Here is a 17,280-nt window from a genome sequence, read left to right on the forward strand (position 1 = left end):
CTGGCTGCCTGGGTCGTACTTGTTGTTATCACGGGTGTTGCGGTTCACGACTGACGGATGTGCAAACGCACACCCGCCAGCCGTGGGGGCAGTAAATCGTTATTTATTTGGCGATTGCGTCAGCGCTGACTGCGCTTCGCCGCCCGTTGCCGGCAAGCCTCGCCGAACGCCTGGAAAATCTTCAGGTAGTTCGGGTTGTCCAGCACCTGCCATTCCGGGTGCCATTGCACGCCGAGGGCGAGGGTCGGACTGTGCTCGACCGAGATCGCTTCGATCAGGCCATCCGGCGCCACGGCTTCAGCGCGCAGGCCGGGAGCGAGGCGGTCGATGCCTTGGCTGTGAATCGAATTGACCTGAAATTCGTCGGGCAGCTCCAGCGCTTCGAACACGCCGCCAGCGATCACGCTGACCGCATGGGCCGGCGCGTATTGCACGGCCACATCCGGGCTGTCGGCCTCGCGGTGATCGAGCATGCCGGGCAGCTCGTGCACCTTTTGATGCAGGCTGCCGCCGAAGGCCACGTTCATTTCCTGGAAGCCACGGCAGATGCCTAGCACCGGAACGCCGGCAGCGATGGCTGCACGCAATAAAGAAAGGGTGGTGGCGTCGCGGGCTGGATCATGATCCGTGCCGGGCGCACTGGCCGGGCCTTGATAGTGGAAGGGCTCCACGTTAGACGGCGAGCCGGTCAGCAACAGACCGTCAAGCTGACCGAGCAGGTCATCGATTTCAGTCAGATTGCCGAGGGAAGGAATGACCACCGGCAACCCTTGAGCGCCAACGCTGACAGCACGTACGTACTTGTCGCCGCTGATGTGATAGGGGTGCAGGCCAATCCGTTTGACGCACGCAGTAACGCCGATCAATGGCTTGAATGCCATTTTTATTCACCTCGAAGTCTGTCACTTGAACGAGCTTTTCGGGAGCTTAGCCTCGTTGATTTTAATTAACAACTGCCATGTAAAAAATTCTAAACGCCGTTCATCAAATTGCTCAGGTTTACCGGGGTTTGCCGGCGGATATGGCACGAGAGTGTTAATAAAAGCCCGAAAAATAAAGGCTGCAGGGCAGGATGTTCGCTATTGACTTCACTTTGCCTTTCGGATTGACTGGCTGCGCAACACAGTGGTGAACATAATAATTAACAGCTAAATAGGTGCATCATGTCGGTCCCTCTGCGTACCGTTCAACTCAACGAAGCCAACGCATTCCTTAAGAAATATCCTGAGGTTTTGTACGTCGACCTTCTGATTGCGGATATGAACGGTGTGGTGCGCGGCAAGCGCATCGAACGCACCAGTCTTCATAAGGTGTACGAAAAAGGCATCAACCTGCCGGCGTCGCTGTTCGCGCTGGACATCAACGGCTCGACGGTGGAAAGCACCGGTCTGGGCCTGGATATTGGCGATGCCGATCGCATCTGCTACCCGATCCCCGGCACCCTGAGCATCGAGCCGTGGCAAAAACGCCCGACCGCACAACTGCTGATGACCATGCACGAAATCGAAGGTCAGCCGTTCTTCGCCGACCCGCGTGAAGTGCTGGCCAACGTGGTGCGCAAGTTCGACGACCTCGGCCTGACCATCTGCGCGGCGTTCGAACTCGAGTTCTATCTGATCGACCAGGACAACGTGAATGGCCGTCCGCAGTCGCCGCGTTCACCGGTATCCGGCAAGCGCCCGGTGTCGACTCAGGTCTACCTGATCGACGACCTCGACGAATACGTCGACTGCCTGCAAGACATCCTCGAAGGCGCGAAAGAGCAGGGCATCCCCGCTGATGCGATCGTCAAGGAAAGCGCCCCGGCGCAGTTCGAAGTCAACCTGCATCACGTCTCCGACCCGATCAAGGCCTGCGATTACGCGGTGCTGCTCAAGCGTCTGGTGAAGAACATCGCCTACGACCACGAGATGGACACGACTTTCATGGCCAAGCCTTATCCGGGCCAGGCCGGCAATGGTTTGCACGTGCACATTTCGATTCTGGACAAAGAAGGCAACAACATCTTTGCCAGCGAGGATCCCGAGCAGAACGCCGCACTGCGTCACGCGATCGGCGGTGTGCTCGAAACCCTGCCGGCGCAAATGGCGTTCCTCTGCCCGAACGTCAACTCGTATCGCCGCTTCGGCGCGCAGTTCTATGTGCCGAACTCGCCAAGCTGGGGTATCGACAACCGCACCGTGGCCGTGCGCGTGCCGACCGGTTCAGCGGACGCCGTGCGCATCGAACACCGCGTTGCCGGTGCCGATGCCAACCCGTACCTGTTGATGGCTTCGGTGCTGGCCGGCATTCACCACGGTCTGACCAATCAGATCGAGCCGGGCGCACCGGTAGAAGGCAACAGCTACGAGCAGAACGAGCAGAGCCTGCCGAACAACCTGCGCGACGCCCTGCGCGAGCTCGACGACAGCGAAGTCATGGCGCGCTACATCGACCCGATGTACATCGACGTGTTTGTCGCGTGCAAGGAAAGCGAGCTGGCCGAGTTCGAGAACTCGATTTCTGATCTTGAGTACAACTGGTATCTGCATACGGTGTGATCACAGACACCACCGATCCAATGTGGGAGCGAGCCTGCTCGCGAATGCGGTATGTCATTCAGAATATTGTTGCCTGACACGACGCTTTCGCGAGCAGGCTCGCTCCCACAGGGATCGGGTTATCAATTTTTGATGCGTGGGCGATCGCCCGCCGTCGCCCAATCTGCCCTTGTCGAGCTCAAAACAATGACCACAACCCGCAACGACTGGGAACAACGCTTCCAGTCTCTGTCCATCGAATCTCGCGCTTTCATCAACGGTGAGTACCGCCCGGCCATCAGCGGCGACACCTTCGAATGCCTGAGCCCGGTCGACGGCCGCTTTCTTGCCGCCGTCGCCAGCACCGATGAAGCCGACGCCAACCTCGCCGTCGAAGCCGCGCGCCAGTCCTTCAACTCTGGTATCTGGGCGCAAAAAGCCCCCGCCGAGCGTAAGCGCGTGCTGATCCGCTTCGCCGATCTGATCCTGCAACACCAGGAAGAACTGGCCCTGCTCGAGACCCTCGACATGGGCAAGCCGATCAGCGACTCGATGAGCATCGATATCCCGGCGGCCGCCAACGCGATCCGCTGGAGCGCCGAGGCCATCGACAAGATCTACGACGAAGTCGCTGCCACCCCGCACGACCAACTTGGTCTCGTCACTCGCGAGCCGTCCGGTGTGGTCGCGGCGATCGTGCCGTGGAATTTCCCGTTGATCATGGCCAGCTGGAAGTTCGCTCCCGCGCTGGCGGCGGGTAACTCGTTCATCCTCAAGCCTTCGGAAAAATCACCGCTGACCGCCATCCGCATCGCGCAACTGGCGCTGGAGGCGGGGATTCCGAAAGGCGTGTTCAACGTGCTGCCGGGCTACGGCCACACCGTCGGCAAGGCACTGGCGTTGCACATGGACGTCGATGTGCTGGCGTTCACCGGCTCCACGGCGATCGCCAAGCAGCTGATGATCTATGCCGGGCAGAGCAACATGAAACGCGTCTGGCTCGAGGCCGGCGGCAAGAGCCCGAACGTGGTGTTCGCCGATGCACCGGACTTGCGCGCCGCAGCTCAGGCAGCGGCCGGTGCCATCGCGTTCAATCAGGGCGAAGTCTGCACTGCCGGCTCGCGTCTGCTGGTCGAGCGCTCGATCCGCGAGCAGTTCATCCCGCTGTTGGTGGAAGCGCTGCAAGCGTGGAAACCGGGGCACGCACTGGATCCGTCGACCACCGTCGGCGCCGTGGTCGACCAGCGTCAACTGGACAACGTGCTGCGCTATATCAGCATTGGCCGCGAGCAGGGCGCCGAGTTGATTGTCGGCGGCCAACGCACCCTCGAAGAAACCGGCGGCCTCTACGTGCAGCCAGCGATTTTCGACGGCGTGACCAACGCGATGACCATTGCCAGGGAAGAAATCTTCGGCCCGGTGTTGTCGCTGATCACCTTCGACACTGCCGAAGAAGCCCTGCAGATCGCCAACGACAGCATCTTCGGCCTCGCCGCCGGGGTGTGGACCAGCAACCTCAGCAAGGCGCACACCTTCGCCCGCGGCCTGCGCGCCGGCAGCGTCTGGGTCAACCAGTACGACGGCGGCGACATGACCGCGCCGTTCGGTGGCTTCAAGCAATCGGGCAACGGCCGCGACAAATCGCTGCATGCGTTCGACAAGTACACCGAACTGAAAGCGACCTGGATCAAGCTCTGATTCTTTTACAGCGGCGGCCGCCCCTGGTTGGCGGCCCTCGGAGAAACCTATGAAACAGCAACACGTAAACAGCTACTACGCGGCCACGCGCAACGAAGTCATCGATTTCCCGGTTCTCGAAGAAGCACTGGACTGCGACGTCTGCATCATCGGCGCCGGCTACACCGGTCTGTCCTCGGCGCTGTTCCTCAGCGAAGCCGGCTACAAAGTCACCGTACTGGAAGCGGCGAAAGTCGGCTACGGCGCCAGCGGTCGCAATGGCGGTCAACTGGTCAATTCTTATAGCCGCGACGTTGATGTCATCGAAGAGCGCTACGGCGACAAGACTGCAGAAATCCTCGGCAGCATGATCTTCGAAGGCGCCGACATCATTCGTTCGCGCATCAAGGATTACGACATCAAATGCGACTACCGCCCGGGCGGCATCTTCGCAGCGATGAACAAGAAACAACTCAATGGTCTGGCCGAGCAGAAGCGCAACTGGGAACGCTACGGCAACCGCAATCTGAAGATGCTCGATGCCGCGGACATTCGTCGTGAAGTGGGTTCCGACGCCTACGTTGGCGGCTTGCTGGACATGCAGGGCGGCCACGTTCATCCGTTGAATCTGGCGCTAGGGGAGGCCGCTGCCATCGTGCGCTTGGGCGGCAAGATCTACGAGCAATCGGCGGCGGTGGACATCACCTACGGCGAGCCGATCACCGTGCGCACCGCTAAAGGTCTGGTCCGTGCCAAATACCTGTTGATCGCTGGCAACGCTTATCTGCCACAAGGTCTCGACAACCGTGTCACCGCGAAAAGCATGCCGTGTGGCTCGCAGATCGTCGTCACCGAACCGCTGACCGAACAGCAGGCACGCAGCCTGATCCCGAATAATTACTGCGTCGAGGACTGCAACTATTTGCTGGATTACTACCGCCTCACTGCCGACAACCGCCTGCTTTACGGCGGCGGTGTGGTCTACGGCGCGCGGGAGCCGGACGATATCGAACAACTGATCCGGCCGAAGATCCTCAAGACCTTTCCGCAGCTCAAGGACGTGAAGATCGACTACCGCTGGACCGGCAATTTCCTGCTGACCATGTCGCGCATGCCGCAGTTCGGCCGTATCGAAAAGAACGCCTACTACATGCAGGGCTACAGCGGCCACGGCGTCACTTGCTCGCACCTGGCCGGCAAACTGATCTCGGAAATGATCCGCGGCGACGCCGAACGCTTCAACGCCTTCGCCTCGCTGCCGCACATGCCGATGCTCGGCGGCCGCACGTTCTCGGCGCCGCTCACCTCTTTGGGCGCCGTCTACTACTCACTGCGCGACCGTTTCGGCGTCTGATTTACCTCACCGGCGGCGGTCCAAAAGACCCCGCCGGTTTTTCCCTAAACAGCACACAAAACCTGTGGGAGCTGGCTTGCCAGCGATTGCGGTCTTTCAGCAAAAGGGATGTTGAATGTGCCATCCAATCGCTGGCAAGCCAGCTCTCACAAGTTTTTTATTTATCCGCAATAATCGCCAGCCAGCTCATTTCGATCACCATCCATCGAACCTGCTGAGCAACACCGGCAAACGTGATTTAATAGCCGCCTTTCACGGTTCCGGGACACGGGAGCAACGTGATCCGCGCAACCTGCGCGTCACCCGCCACCCACCCCCATCGCCCCTTTTACATAAGGCAGTCATGGATACGGGTTCTCGACTCAAACTAGTACGCGAAAGCTACAAACTCTCCCAGCGCGAGCTCGCCCGGCGTAGCGGCGTGACCAACGCAACCATCTCGCTGATCGAACAGAACCGCGTCAGCCCCTCCGTCAGTTCGCTGAAAAAGCTGCTCGAAGGCATACCGATGTCCCTGGCCGACTTCTTCACCTTCGACCAGCCCCCGCGTGAACATCAATACGTATTCCGCGCCAACGAACAACCCGACCTCGGCCGCCACGGCCTGCGCCTGCTGCTCATCGGCGCCTCCGTCCCCAGCCGCCAGATGCGCCTGCTGCGCGAGCAATACGCCCCTGGCGCCAGCTCCGGCGAAGAGCCGATCGTGCATGCCGAAGGCGAAGAGTGCGGCTTGGTCACGCGTGGCACGGTGGAATTGACCGTGGACGGGCAGGTGAGTGTGTTGAGTGCGGGGGACGGGTATTACTTTCCGACGACGCTGCCGCATAAATTCCGGAATATTGGCGCGGATGAGGCTGAGATCATCAGTGCGAATACGCCGGCGAATTTTTGAAGGGCACGCGTTTCGCCTGGTTTGAATGAGGTGGATTTTTTAGCAGAACGCAGGCCGCACAGGTGTTTTCCTGCGAAGTATTCAGATCTTGAAATTTCGCGATGTCTGCGGCTGATAACCACTCGTCCGACGCATCGCACGTTCGCCGCGCACCTGCTTCCAATGCTGTAACTCCACACGCAACGGAAGAGCCACCATGCTGAACCATAAAATTGCGGTGATTACCCTAGCGGCGTTGCTGTTCGGCAGCGCGCCGTATGCGCTAGCGGCTGGCGACACGTCGACCCCGAAGGCGAGCGACGGCGCCAGCCAGACTCGTGAACCGGCGTCTCCAGCCACCAATGCCGACCCGGATGCCGATTCGCTGCCCCAAGGGGGTGATGGTGGCAAAACCGACAATGGGCCGGTGCCTTCTGCTTCCAAACCCACCCCCGCGGGTCAACCGTCTGGTAGCAGCAGTGGGGGCAGCGGTGGTGGTTGATGGGTACGTCGTATTGGAGAGCCCGGTCTTTCAAACCGGGCTTTTTTCTGCGTATCAGAAATTGTTTTTTCGATGACCCGATGCCTCTTCCGAGGTGTCGGGTCAGTTTATTTTCGCCGTTCGTCAGCCCCTCCGCATTTTCGCCGCTCGCCTGATTCCAATGCATACCTTACCCCCGCAAAGGAGCCGCCAACATGCGCCCAGTCAACCTCGCAGCACTGACGCTAGCCACCTTGGTATCCGCCACCTCGCTATACGCAACGGCCGCCAGCGACACCCCTGCACCCACCGCTAACGACGGCAACAGCCAGACCAACCCGAGCGCGCCGGAAGACATTCATTCCAATGGCGCCACCGTGCCCAAAGGCACACAGGGCAACACCACCAATAATGACGGCTCTACACCTTCAGGTTCCAAGCCCAGTGGTTCGAAGCAATCGAACGACAGCGGCACCAGCAGCGGTGCTGGTGAAGGCTGAGGCTGTTTGCACATGCTGCAAGCCCGGCAACAAGCCGGGCTCTCTATCAGGCAATGCTCGATAAACGAGGCTATTTAGCCTTCCAGTTCCCGCCGCTGTTTTCACAATCAATCTTCGCCTGTGCCAGATGCTCACCGTCGTAGTAATACGTCGTGACTTTGGCGTTGTCAGGCATGTTCAGCGGTTTGGCGCTTTTGTCTTTGCTGGTCGAGTGCGGGTTGGCCAGGGATTCCTGGGTGAGACGGGCGGTGCAGGTGGCCTGGTAGTGGTCGTCGCAGCGTTCGACTTTCTTCTTGGTGGCGTTGAGGGTGTCCTTGGTTTCGTTGCTGCATGACCAGTTGATGGAATCCACGGGCATGCCTTCGTATTCGTAGCAGCTGTGGGTTTCCACCGCCGGCACCGAGGCGCTGGAGGATCGGGTCTGCACGTCGCAGCCTTCAGCCATGACGCAGGTGGGAATGATGGCGAACGTGGCGATCAGGAGCAGCAGTCGGGTTTTCATCGGCAATTCCTCTCCAATGGCGCCGCGTCTGATCGGTGATTTGGCGCTTGTCTGGTTTCGAGGCGGCGAGGGCGGGCAAGGTTCAATCGGCTTTGCGCTGCGCGATCTTCGCGTACACTGCGCAACAATCAGAAACATTCAGCGCCCAAGGATTGGACCGTCGCCATGATTGAAATCGGCCGCCGCAACATAGCCCCCGCTTCACAGCATCCGTTTCACGACATCTATCTTTTTCATATCGATCCGAGCAAACCGGATACGCCGTTCTGCTTTGAGCAGTCCATGGGCGGCGGGCATATGGAGCATGGCGGCGCGCGGTTTTTGGCTCGGGATGAGCTGGACGGTTGGTGTGGTGACTGGCGCGCGCACTTGCGCAAGGCCGATTGCGCGTGGGTCGCCGAGTTGATCGATGCAAATCCGCAGGCGGATCAGGCGACGCTGGTGTCGATGATTCTTCAGCACCATGCTCATCCGGCGAAACCTGTAGGGCGTCTGCGAGCGATCGGCAACTGGCTCAAACGCAACATTCACGTTGGCGGCCGCTATGGCCTTTGACACCACGGAGACTCCCATGGCCCAAACCCTCGAACGCGCTATCGCCATTGCCGCCACAGCCCACAGCGGGCAGGTGGACAAGGGCGGGGCGCCGTACATTTTGCATCCGCTGAAAGTCATGTTACGCATGCACACGCTGGAGGAGCGCATCGTCGCCGCGCTGCACGATGTGGTCGAGGATTGCGGGGTGAGTCTGGATGATTTGCGTGGCGAAGGTTTTAGCGAAGAGGTGCTGGCGGCGATTGCGGCGGTGACCAAAGCGCCGGGCGAGTCCTACGAGGATTTTGTCGACCGCGCCGCGCAAAACCCGATCGGGCGAGTGGTGAAGCTGGCGGATCTGGAAGAGAACAGCGATATCTCGCGGATTGCCTCGCCGAGTTGGGAAGATCTGGAGCGTATCGAAAAATACCGGCGGGCGATTGCACGCTTGCGTATGTAAGACGTATTAGATTCTTGTAGGAGCGAGCCTGCTCGCGAAGGCGATAGATCAGTTATTCATCTGTGACTGGCAGGACGCTTTCGCGAGCAGGCTCGCTCCCACAGGGGAATGGTGGTGTGTCAGTTGGATAGCCAGGAAGGCGAACTATGAAATCCGTTGTGTGCTTGTTGATTGCCGCCGCTTTCGGCGCGTTATTGCAGTTTGAAGGCGTGCCTCACGGCTTGCTGTTGGGTTCGATTGCGGTTACTGCATTGTTTGCCGGCAAAACCGGCATCGCCCCGGCAACCCCTTACGGGTTGGGCTACATCCAGGTCACGCTGGGCATCGCCACTGGCCTTATGTTCGAAGCATGGGACAGCAAAACAGCCTCGACAATGTTGCCCAGCCTTGGCGTGTTGCTGATCTGCCTAGCCGTTCAAATCGCACTCGCCGGCTGGTGGCTGACACGCGGCGCCGGCTGGAATCGCACCGATGCACTGCTGGCGGTGTACCCCGGCGCACTGGCCGCAGTGTTCGATTTGCTTGAATCGGAAAAGGCTTCGAGCAAAGTTATCATCGTGCACCTGATGCGGCTGCTGTTGATCACCGTGTTGGTGAGTTTGCTGATTCCCGGGCAAGCACCTGTGGCTGAAGTCGTCAGCGATCCGTTGACAACAGGCATGGCGCTGACCGCACTCGCTGCCATCGCGCTGAGCGTGTTGCTCGGGCGTTTGCTGCTGCTGATCGGCGTCCCTGCGCCGTTCATGCTGACCGCGATCATCATAACTGCGGTGTTCGTGAAGGCCGGATGGCTGCATGGCTTTCACCTGCCGGAGTGGAGTTTGAACCTCGCCGCACTGATTCTCGGCGTACGCATCGGCTCGCGTTTTCAGGGCCTCGGCATCGCAGAGCTGGCGCGACATGGCCGCACCGCTTTGGTTTCCGTCGGGCTGATGATCGTCGTCGCGGCGGTGTTTGCTGAAGGGGCTGCGCGCTGGCTGGGCAGTGATCCGCTGTCGCTGTGGCTGGCATATATGCCGGGCGCGATCGAGACGATTGCCATTGTTGCGTTTGGTGGCGGGCTGAATGTGGTGTTTATCCTGACGCATCACTTGAGCCGGATGGTGCTGCTGCATTTTGCCCCGGCGTTGTTGGTGCAGGTCAGGCGGGTGCGCGAGGGGGCTTGACCGTGCGCAGCTCCCTCGCCAGACAAGTGGGCTGGGCTCAGCGTAAGTGCGCCGAAAAGCCCTCCAGGCCCGGGGCAATCTCATCCTTCAACGTCAACGCCGGAATCTCGTACTCCCCACCATTCTGCTGCCGAAACCCGATCGGCCGGGCACTCCACAGCTCATCCAGGCGCAACCCCAGTTCAGCGGTGGTCTCGGCATACCGTGCCTCATCCATCCGACTGGTGCGATACACCACAAACGGCGGCACTACATCAAAGCCTGGGTAATACAGAATCCCGTGCTGAATCGGAAACAGCAAATCGTCCATCGGCCCGTTGATGCCGCGTGGGCTGTAGTGCGATTCCCAGCCGCCGGTTGTCACCACCAGCATCGCCCGTTTGCCCTTCATCTTGCCTTCGCCGTAGCGCTCGCCCCAGCGGCTGTCGGAGTGTTCGCCGACGCCATAGGCAAAGCCGTAGGCGTAGACGCGGTCGAACCAGCCTTTGAGGATCGCCGGCATGCTGAACCACCACATCGGGAATTGCAGGATCAGCGCGTCGGCCCAGAGCAGTTTCTCTTGCTCGCGGGCGATGTCGGCGGCTTGGGTGCCCTCGGCGTAGCCGCGTTTCGAGTCGAGGGAGGCGTGGAAGGGTTGCGATGGGTCGCGCTGCGGTGCGTCGTCGGCGTCGAGCACGGCTTTCCAGTTCATCGCGTAGAGGTCAGAGACCTGCACGGTGTGGCCGGCGCCTTGCAGGCGCTGGACGGTGAAGTCGCGCAGCGAGCCGTTCAGCGAGGTCGATTCGGGGTGGGCGTAAACCAGCAATACGTTCATGTCGCGTGCTCCTTGAGTGGATGACTGCAGGATCGGCGCTGGCCCGGTATATTGGAAATGAATGTCCGATATGTCTGGTATAGCCGTGAATAATTTGAGACGCCTGGATATCAACCTGTTGCTGACCCTCGACGTGTTACTCGCCGAGCACAACGTCACCCGCGCGGCGCAGCGCCTGCATCTGTCGCAGCCGTCGGTGAGCGTGCACTTGGCCAGACTGCGCGAAATCTTCAACGATCCGCTGTTGCTGCCCGGCCCGCGAGGCATGCGCCCGACCGCTCGCGCCGATGCGCTGCGCGAGCCGTTGCGTGAAGCGCTGGAGGCGTTGGAAAGGGCGGTGGCGCCAGCGGATGTGTTCGACCCGGCGCAGGCAACCCACAGTTGGAAAATCGCCGCGACCGATTACGGCGAATCCACCGTCGTGCTGCCAGCGCTCAGCCATTTGCGCGAACTGGCACCGGGCACGCGGCTGGCGATCGTCGACCTGACGCCGGCGCAAATGGTCAAGCAAGCCGAGCAGGGCGTGTTCGATCTGGCTTTGCACATCAGTGAAGACGCGCCGCCGGAGTTACATCGACGACCATTGTTCACTGAGCGTTATGTGCTGGCCGGGCGCGTCGGCCACCCGCGATTGACCCAAGCGCCCAGCCGCGAGCAGTTCTGCGCGCTGGAACATGTGCTGGTGTCGCGGGAGGGCGGAGGCTTTTTTGGCGCGACTGACAAGGCGCTGGCAGAAGTCGGATTGGCGCGGAAAGTGGTGTTGTCAGTGCCGCACTTTCTTATGGCGATGTCGGTGCTGGCGAGCACCGATCTGGTGGCGATGCTGCCGTCACGCCTGGTGCGCGGCAATCCGGCGCTGCAAGTGGTCGATGCACCGCTGCGGGTGCCAGGCTATGAAATGGCGATGTTCTGGGCCGAGCGGGTGCACCGGGATCCGGCGCACAAATGGCTACGCGAGCAATTGCTGGCCTCGGTTTGATGCATGTTCAGGCGTGGCCCAAGGCAATCGCGAACGACACGACGATCATGCAGGCGAAGGCGAAATTGAGATTCATGGGCGGTTCTTCCTGAGCTTTTGAGAGTGGTGCCATTGTGAACAGGCGCAGCGCAAAGAAAAAATTCGCCGTGTTGATTCCAATGATCGAAAGCATTGATAGCCGCTGCGTTTGTATTTGCCCGAGACTTTCGCTAGTGTCGGCGAAACCTGCAACTACAAGCACAAACAGGCATAACCATGCACGACCACTCCATCGCCGAATTGCCGTCCCTGCGTCGGCAGAAAATCCTTTTGCTGCTCGAACGTGACGGCAAGGTCATGGCCTCCGAGCTGAGCCAGCATTTCGCGGTATCCGAGGACACTATCCGCCGCGACCTCGCCGAACTGGACAGCGCCGGCCTGGTGCAGCGGGTGCATGGCGGCGCGCTGCCGCGACCGAAGGACTCCGGCAAGGATTACTTCACCCGCCTGGATGAGACCGACGAGGTCAAGGTGCGCTTGGCGCAATTGGCGGCGCAGCACATCGAGGACGGGCAGATTGTGCTGTTCGATTCCGGCTCGACCACGTTGCAGGTGGCGCGCGCATTACCTGCCGACATCCGCATTACCGCCGTGACCGCGTCACCGCTGACCGCGATTGCCTTGTCCGAGTACAAAGGCGTGAAAGTGATTCTGGCGGGTGGCCAATTGAATCCGCATTCGATGTCGGCGAGCGGTCAGGAAGCGTTGCGGCTGCTGGCGGGGATCAAGGCGGACTTGGCGATTACCGGGGTGTGCGCGATTCATCCCGAGGTCGGCATCACCTCGCTGCATTTCGATGAAGTGCCGATCAAACAGGCGATGCTCGACAGTGCGACGCAGGTGATTGCAGTGACTACGGCGGACAAGCTGGGCGCGGTAGAGCCGTTTGTGGTGGCGCCGTGTACGCGCCTGCACAGGTTGATTACCGAGCGGCATCCGGGGTCGGGGAGTGTGGAGGATTATCGGCGGTTGGGGATTGTGGTGGAGCAGTTGCCGGATTGAAATTTTGTGGTGGGACTGATGGCCTCATCCCTGGCAAGCCAGCTCCCACAGTTTTTGCGGTGTACATGAATTTTGGGTACGCCACGGACACTGTGGGAGCTGGCTTGCCAGCGATAGGGCCAGTAAATTCAGCGCAACCGCTCAAGCATCTGGTAATACCACATCCCCGCCGCCAGCAACGGGTTGCCGAGCAGGTCGCCCATTGGCACGCGAATGTGCTGGCACGCGGCGAAGGTGTCGAACTGTTCCATTTGCCCAGTGATCGCCCGGCTCATGATTTCGCCCATGATGTGCGTGGTGGCGATGCCGTGTCCCGAGTAGCCCTGGCAATACCAGACGTTGTCCGAGAGCTTGCCCAGTTGGGGAATGCGATTGATGACGATGCCCATCGCGCAACTCCACTGGTAATCGATCGGCACGCCTTTGAGCGCCGGGAACGTGCGCTCGATACACGGGCGCAGTTCCGCCGCGATGTCGCGCGAATCCTTGCCGCTGTAGTTGGCACCGCCGCCGAACAGCAAACGGCCGTCGGCGGTGAGCCGGTAGTAATCGAGGACGAAGCGGCAGTCGTACACGGCGAGGTCTTCGGGGTTGATCTGTTTCGCCAGATCGCCCAGCGGCGCGGTGGTGACGATGCCGCCCATGGCCGGGAATATCTTGCCCTTGAGCTGACCCGGTTCGAGCTTGTGATAGACATCGCCGGCGAGCATCACCTGACTGGCGTCGATCTGGCCGTGGGCGGTGCGCACGCCGGGGTTGTCGCCGTGAATGATCTGCAGCACTTCGCTGTTTTCAAAGATCAGCGTGCCCAGGCTTTCGGCTGCGCGTGCTTCGCCAATGCACAGGTTGAGCGGGTGCAGGTGCATGTTGCGGGTGTTCTTGATGGCGCCGTGGTAGAGCTCGCTTTGCAGCAGATCGCGGACCTGGCTGCGGTCGAGCAGGCTCACCTCATCGCCCAATCCGCGACGCACAGCTTCGTCGTAATCCTTGCGCAGATCGGTCATGTGGCTCGGCTTGTACGCCGCGTGCAAATGGCCGTGTTTGAGGTCGCACTCAATGCCATATTTCTCGACGCGTTGCTGGATGATTTCATGTCCGCGCCAGCGCAGATGCCAGATGAAATCGTCCACGTCATCGCCCAGTTTCGCGCGCATCTGTTTGCGCATCGCACCGTCGCCGGAGAGGCTGCCGGTGACCTGCCCGCCATTGCGGCCGGTGGCGCCCCAGCCGATCTTGTGGCTTTCGACGATGGCGACTTTCAGGCCGTTTTCCGCCAGCTCGACGGCAGTGGCGACGCCAGTGAAACCGCCGCCGATGATCACCACATCGACCTTGTGCCGGCCTTGCAGGGTCGGGTAGTCGGTGTCCTGGTTGAGGGTGGCGGTGTAGTAGGAATTGCAGCGAATGGTCATGTCAGGGTCCACAAAAAATTCCAGGTTCGAAGTGCATTCCCTGTGGGAGCGAGCCTGCTCGCGAAAGCGGTGTGTCAGTCACCCAAAATGTTGAATGTGATGACGCCTTCGCGAGCAGGCTCGCTCCCATAGGTTCGGTGTCGGATCGTTAAGCCTCGGTCAGGTACCACCGCCAATCCTGCTCACCCACTTGCGCCATGAACTGCCGATACTCGGCACGCTTTACCGCCAGATACACCCCAAGGAATTCCTGCCCTAAAGCCTCTCGTGCCCACTGGGAATTTTCCAGCGCCTGCAACGACGTCAGCCAATCGGTCGGCAGCAATTCTTTCGCCTGGGCATAACCATTGCCCTCGACCGGCGCACCCGGATCCAGCTCTTCGCGGATTCCGCGATGAATCCCGGCGAGGATCGCTGCCGCTGCCAGATAGGGGTTGGCGTCGGCGCCGCAGATGCGGTGTTCGATGTGTCGTGTCGGCGCCGGGCCGCCGGGTACGCGCAGGCTGACAGTGCGGTTGTCGACGCCCCAGGTCGGCGCCAGTGGTGCGTAGCTGTTGGCCTGGAAACGCCGGTAGGAGTTGGCGTTGGGGCAGAACAGCAGCAGCGAATCCAGCAGAGAGGCGAGCATGCCGCCGATCGCCGTGCGCAACAGCGGCGTGCCGGCCGGGTCTTCAGAAGCGAACAAGTTACGCCCCTCGGCGTCGGCGAGGCTGACGTGCATGTGCATGCCGGTGCCGGCCAGATCATCGAACGGCTTGGCCATGAACGTCGCCTGCATGCCGTGCTTTTGCGCTACGCCTTTGACCAGACGTTTGTAGCGCACCGCCTGATCCATCGCCTCCAGCGCATCGCCGTGTTCAAGGGTGATTTCCACTTGCCCCGGGGCGTATTCGGAAATCGCCGTGCGCGCCGGAATGCCGTGCAGTTTGCACGCGCTGTAGAGGTCGGCGAGGAACGGCTCGATCTGTTCCAGCTCGCGTAAACCGTAGACTTGCGTGTGTCGCGGTCGCCCGCCGTCGGCGTCCAGCGCCGGTTGCGGGCGGCCGTTGTGATCGCGTTTGGCGTCGAGCAGATAGAACTCCAGCTCGCAGGCCATGATCGGGTGATAACCTTCGGCCTTGAGCCCGTCGATCACCTTGATCAGCAGGTGCCGAGGGTCAGCGATGCTCGCCGGCATGCCCTCGGTCGGGTGCATGCTGACCTGCACCGCCGCCGTCGGAATCTGCCGCCACGGCAGGCGCACCAGACTGCCTTGCAGCGGATAGGCGCGGCAGTCGATGTCGCCGACGTCCCACACCAGCCCGGAGTTCTCGACGTCCTCGCCTTGTACGGTCAGGCCAAGGATGGTGCTCGGCAATGGCCGGCCGCTTTCGTACACGGCGAGCAGTTCATCACGGTGCAACAGCTTGCCGCGCGGCACGCCGTTGGCGTCGAGGATGAACAACTCGATCATATCGATATCAGGGTTCTGTTCGAGGAACAGGCGGGCGTCTTCGATGGCTGCGAATTTCATGGCAAATCACTCACGATGGCGCCGCACAGGCGCGCAGATTCGGCCGGACACGACGCGACAAAAAGGCGTAAGTGTCCCGGCAGGGATATCAGCGAAAAGGAAAATTGACTGTCGCGGGTATCAAGCTCGCGATCAGGCAGGAACGGCGATATCCGGCGGGCGTGCGGAGTGACGCAGCTTGGAACGGCGCAGGGCCATGGGCAGATTGACGATGCGGTTCATACGCGGCCCCTGTTGCAATGGGCGCGTACAGCAGAGACGTGCAACCTTTGCGGTTGTTGTGGTGACGTACTCATAACGCGTGTTTCCGTTGGCGGAAAGCGTCGGCAGCAGGGCGAACCCGGCGACCGGTGTGCCCGGATAGTAAGGGGGAATTTGCGCGCGTGTAAACGGAAGATTAGTCGGTGGCGCTTTCCGGCGTTTGGGCTGATTGACCGAGTTGCCTTTTTCGCGAGCAGGCTCGCTCCCACAGGAGAATGCATTTCAACTGTTTCCGCGAGCACTTCGGTTCAGAGTGAACACGCCGGGCCCGCTTCAGCGCAGTACGTAATCGTCCGGTTCCGCTGCGGGCGGCAATGGCGAGACGCCCAGTTCGTACAGCACGTCGCGCTCCAGGGTGCGCACGAGTGCATCGGTCGGCAGATCGTTCTCATCGCGGCCGAACGGGTCTTCGAGCTCATCGGCAATCGCGTCGAGGCCGAAAAACGTGTAGCTGACAATCGCCGTGAACAGCGGTGTCAGCCAGCCGAGGGATTCGGCCATGGCGAACGGCAGCAGAATGCAGAACAGGTAAATCGTGCGGTGCAACAGCAAGGTGTAAGGGAAGGGCAGCGGCGTGGTCTTGATGCGGTCGCAGACGGCCTGCGCCTGGGTCAGGCTGGTCAGGTGACTGGCCAGCAATTGATAGCGCCACGCCGAGATCACACCGCTCGCTTCCAGTTCCGAACACTGGCGCCCGACTTGATGCAGAATCTGTCCGCAGTGGTCCGGAGCCCCCGTGTCGATGGGCGGGCTTAGCCAGTCGGCGCTGGCGCGCGCTTCGTTTTCGCCACGTAGCCGTGCGTTCAACGCGTGGGCGAAACCGCAGAGATTGCGCAACAGTGGCGCCCGCAGGCTGATTTCAGCAATGCCCTGGGTTTCGCGCATCACCGAACGCACCCGCACCAGTACCTCGCCCCAGGCCTTGCGCGCCTCGTACCAGCGGTCATAACAGGCATTGTTGCGAAAGCTCATGAAGATCGACAGCGACAGGCCGAGCAGGGTGAACGGTGTGGCGTTGACCTTGGCAAAGTAACTCGGCTCGAGGATTTCGATCAACACGATCACTGCAGCCAGCAGCGTGACCATCAAGGTGCGCAGAGCGATGCGTTTGGCGATCGAGCCTTTGAGGGTGAACAGCACGGCGAACTGATTGGGTTTCGGTCTGACGATCATCTCGCGGTCCGCGTCTGGGGGCT

General features: G+C 60.8%; 18 protein-coding genes. 11 read left to right on the forward strand and 7 right to left on the reverse strand.

Going from position 1 to position 17,280, the window contains the following annotated elements; translation table 11 throughout:
* Positions 1-119 precede the first annotated feature (119 nt).
* A complete protein-coding gene (locus ACMYUN_RS25215) occupies positions 120-881 on the reverse strand; it encodes a gamma-glutamyl-gamma-aminobutyrate hydrolase family protein (protein WP_415762090.1) in 762 nt (253 codons plus the stop codon).
* A gap of 282 nt (positions 882-1,163) precedes the next feature.
* On the opposite strand from ACMYUN_RS25215, the gene ACMYUN_RS25220 reads away from it, so the two are divergent.
* The 6 genes from ACMYUN_RS25220 (at position 1,164) to ACMYUN_RS25245 (ending at position 7,402) form a co-directional block, all read left to right on the forward strand.
* Positions 1,164-2,540 carry a glutamine synthetase family protein gene (locus tag ACMYUN_RS25220; protein WP_007918694.1) on the forward strand — a complete coding sequence of 459 codons (1,377 nt, stop codon included), beginning with the start codon at positions 1,164-1,166 and terminating at the stop codon, positions 2,538-2,540.
* Between the two features lie 186 nt (positions 2,541-2,726).
* On the forward strand, positions 2,727-4,217 hold the full coding sequence (locus tag ACMYUN_RS25225; protein WP_415762091.1) for an aldehyde dehydrogenase: 1,491 nt from the start codon (positions 2,727-2,729) through the stop codon (positions 4,215-4,217).
* Between the two features lie 49 nt (positions 4,218-4,266).
* Complete coding sequence (locus tag ACMYUN_RS25230) at positions 4,267-5,550, forward strand: NAD(P)/FAD-dependent oxidoreductase (protein ID WP_415762092.1); 1,284 nt, start codon at positions 4,267-4,269, stop codon at positions 5,548-5,550.
* A gap of 343 nt (positions 5,551-5,893) precedes the next feature.
* The gene (locus tag ACMYUN_RS25235) at positions 5,894-6,442 is read left to right on the forward strand and encodes a cupin domain-containing protein (protein ID WP_011333561.1); all 549 of its coding nucleotides are present in this window, start codon (positions 5,894-5,896) and stop codon (positions 6,440-6,442) included.
* Positions 6,443-6,638: 196 nt separating this feature from the next.
* Entirely contained in the window at positions 6,639-6,923 is a 285-nt protein-coding gene (locus ACMYUN_RS25240) for a hypothetical protein (protein WP_129999537.1), read from the forward strand.
* A gap of 194 nt (positions 6,924-7,117) precedes the next feature.
* Positions 7,118-7,402 carry a hypothetical protein gene (locus ACMYUN_RS25245; RefSeq protein WP_129999536.1) on the forward strand — a complete coding sequence of 95 codons (285 nt, stop codon included), beginning with the start codon at positions 7,118-7,120 and terminating at the stop codon, positions 7,400-7,402.
* 70 nt (positions 7,403-7,472) lie between these two features.
* Here ACMYUN_RS25245 and ACMYUN_RS25250 read toward each other — a convergent pair whose 3' ends face one another.
* The gene (locus tag ACMYUN_RS25250; protein ID WP_039763280.1) at positions 7,473-7,904 is read right to left on the reverse strand and encodes a hypothetical protein; all 432 of its coding nucleotides are present in this window, start codon (positions 7,902-7,904) and stop codon (positions 7,473-7,475) included.
* A gap of 165 nt (positions 7,905-8,069) precedes the next feature.
* On the opposite strand from ACMYUN_RS25250, the gene ACMYUN_RS25255 reads away from it, so the two are divergent.
* The 3 genes from ACMYUN_RS25255 to ACMYUN_RS25265 all read left to right on the forward strand — a co-directional run bounded on the left by ACMYUN_RS25255 (position 8,070) and on the right by ACMYUN_RS25265 (position 10,064).
* Positions 8,070-8,459, forward strand: coding sequence for a hypothetical protein (locus ACMYUN_RS25255; protein WP_039763279.1), 390 nt, complete (start codon positions 8,070-8,072; stop codon positions 8,457-8,459).
* Between the two features lie 16 nt (positions 8,460-8,475).
* Positions 8,476-8,898 (forward strand): HD domain-containing protein, encoded by a 423-nt coding sequence (locus ACMYUN_RS25260; protein WP_415762093.1) that lies wholly within the window; start codon positions 8,476-8,478, stop codon positions 8,896-8,898.
* A gap of 146 nt (positions 8,899-9,044) precedes the next feature.
* Complete coding sequence (locus tag ACMYUN_RS25265; RefSeq protein WP_415762094.1) at positions 9,045-10,064, forward strand: AbrB family transcriptional regulator; 1,020 nt, start codon at positions 9,045-9,047, stop codon at positions 10,062-10,064.
* A gap of 37 nt (positions 10,065-10,101) precedes the next feature.
* Here the strand turns inward: ACMYUN_RS25265 and ACMYUN_RS25270 are convergent, their stop codons facing one another.
* Positions 10,102-10,878, reverse strand: coding sequence for an NAD(P)H-dependent oxidoreductase (locus tag ACMYUN_RS25270; protein ID WP_415762095.1), 777 nt, complete (start codon positions 10,876-10,878; stop codon positions 10,102-10,104).
* A gap of 61 nt (positions 10,879-10,939) precedes the next feature.
* Between ACMYUN_RS25270 and ACMYUN_RS25275 the strand changes: the two genes are divergently transcribed.
* Complete coding sequence (locus ACMYUN_RS25275; RefSeq protein WP_415762096.1) at positions 10,940-11,857, forward strand: LysR family transcriptional regulator; 918 nt, start codon at positions 10,940-10,942, stop codon at positions 11,855-11,857.
* 7 nt (positions 11,858-11,864) lie between these two features.
* Here the strand turns inward: ACMYUN_RS25275 and ACMYUN_RS25280 are convergent, their stop codons facing one another.
* A complete protein-coding gene (locus tag ACMYUN_RS25280; RefSeq protein WP_165368427.1) occupies positions 11,865-12,029 on the reverse strand; it encodes a hypothetical protein in 165 nt (54 codons plus the stop codon).
* Positions 12,030-12,112: 83 nt separating this feature from the next.
* Here ACMYUN_RS25280 and ACMYUN_RS25285 point away from each other — a divergent pair, with 83 nt between their 5' ends.
* A complete protein-coding gene (locus ACMYUN_RS25285) occupies positions 12,113-12,898 on the forward strand; it encodes a DeoR/GlpR family DNA-binding transcription regulator (RefSeq protein WP_415762097.1) in 786 nt (261 codons plus the stop codon).
* 128 nt (positions 12,899-13,026) lie between these two features.
* On the opposite strand, the gene ACMYUN_RS25290 is transcribed toward ACMYUN_RS25285, so the two are convergent.
* From ACMYUN_RS25290 to ACMYUN_RS25300, 3 genes are all read right to left on the reverse strand, one after another.
* Positions 13,027-14,310, reverse strand: a complete 1,284-nt coding sequence (locus tag ACMYUN_RS25290) for an NAD(P)/FAD-dependent oxidoreductase (RefSeq protein WP_415762098.1) — start codon at positions 14,308-14,310, stop codon at positions 13,027-13,029.
* A gap of 148 nt (positions 14,311-14,458) precedes the next feature.
* On the reverse strand, positions 14,459-15,823 hold the full coding sequence (locus ACMYUN_RS25295; RefSeq protein WP_415762100.1) for a glutamine synthetase family protein: 1,365 nt from the start codon (positions 15,821-15,823) through the stop codon (positions 14,459-14,461).
* Positions 15,824-16,357: 534 nt separating this feature from the next.
* A complete protein-coding gene (locus tag ACMYUN_RS25300; protein WP_039763268.1) occupies positions 16,358-17,257 on the reverse strand; it encodes a bestrophin family protein in 900 nt (299 codons plus the stop codon).
* Between the last annotated feature and the right edge of the window lie 23 nt (positions 17,258-17,280).

The organism is Pseudomonas sp. CP4 (assembly GCF_047758505.1).
Taxonomy (GTDB): Bacteria; Pseudomonadota; Gammaproteobacteria; order Pseudomonadales; family Pseudomonadaceae; genus Aquipseudomonas; species Aquipseudomonas fluorescens_AO.

What these genes read in the sequence shown, in the direction of transcription:
- ACMYUN_RS25250 (WP_039763280.1), bottom strand. Translation starts at nt 7,904, where the DNA reads ATGAAAACCCGACTGCTGCTCCTGATCGCCACGTTCGCCATCATTCCC.
- ACMYUN_RS25280 (WP_165368427.1), bottom strand. Translation starts at nt 12,029, where the DNA reads ATGCTTTCGATCATTGGAATCAACACGGCGAATTTTTTCTTTGCGCTG.
- ACMYUN_RS25275 (WP_415762096.1), top strand. Translation starts at nt 10,940, where the DNA reads ATGTCCGATATGTCTGGTATAGCCGTGAATAATTTGAGACGCCTGGAT.
- ACMYUN_RS25300 (WP_039763268.1), bottom strand. Translation starts at nt 17,257, where the DNA reads ATGATCGTCAGACCGAAACCCAATCAGTTCGCCGTGCTGTTCACCCTC.
- ACMYUN_RS25260 (WP_415762093.1), top strand. Translation starts at nt 8,476, where the DNA reads ATGGCCCAAACCCTCGAACGCGCTATCGCCATTGCCGCCACAGCCCAC.
- ACMYUN_RS25265 (WP_415762094.1), top strand. Translation starts at nt 9,045, where the DNA reads ATGAAATCCGTTGTGTGCTTGTTGATTGCCGCCGCTTTCGGCGCGTTA.
- ACMYUN_RS25215 (WP_415762090.1), bottom strand. Translation starts at nt 881, where the DNA reads ATGGCATTCAAGCCATTGATCGGCGTTACTGCGTGCGTCAAACGGATT.
- ACMYUN_RS25230 (WP_415762092.1), top strand. Translation starts at nt 4,267, where the DNA reads ATGAAACAGCAACACGTAAACAGCTACTACGCGGCCACGCGCAACGAA.
- ACMYUN_RS25285 (WP_415762097.1), top strand. Translation starts at nt 12,113, where the DNA reads ATGCACGACCACTCCATCGCCGAATTGCCGTCCCTGCGTCGGCAGAAA.
- ACMYUN_RS25235 (WP_011333561.1), top strand. Translation starts at nt 5,894, where the DNA reads ATGGATACGGGTTCTCGACTCAAACTAGTACGCGAAAGCTACAAACTC.
- ACMYUN_RS25220 (WP_007918694.1), top strand. Translation starts at nt 1,164, where the DNA reads ATGTCGGTCCCTCTGCGTACCGTTCAACTCAACGAAGCCAACGCATTC.
- ACMYUN_RS25295 (WP_415762100.1), bottom strand. Translation starts at nt 15,823, where the DNA reads ATGAAATTCGCAGCCATCGAAGACGCCCGCCTGTTCCTCGAACAGAAC.
- ACMYUN_RS25245 (WP_129999536.1), top strand. Translation starts at nt 7,118, where the DNA reads ATGCGCCCAGTCAACCTCGCAGCACTGACGCTAGCCACCTTGGTATCC.
- ACMYUN_RS25225 (WP_415762091.1), top strand. Translation starts at nt 2,727, where the DNA reads ATGACCACAACCCGCAACGACTGGGAACAACGCTTCCAGTCTCTGTCC.
- ACMYUN_RS25290 (WP_415762098.1), bottom strand. Translation starts at nt 14,310, where the DNA reads ATGACCATTCGCTGCAATTCCTACTACACCGCCACCCTCAACCAGGAC.
- ACMYUN_RS25240 (WP_129999537.1), top strand. Translation starts at nt 6,639, where the DNA reads ATGCTGAACCATAAAATTGCGGTGATTACCCTAGCGGCGTTGCTGTTC.
- ACMYUN_RS25255 (WP_039763279.1), top strand. Translation starts at nt 8,070, where the DNA reads ATGATTGAAATCGGCCGCCGCAACATAGCCCCCGCTTCACAGCATCCG.
- ACMYUN_RS25270 (WP_415762095.1), bottom strand. Translation starts at nt 10,878, where the DNA reads ATGAACGTATTGCTGGTTTACGCCCACCCCGAATCGACCTCGCTGAAC.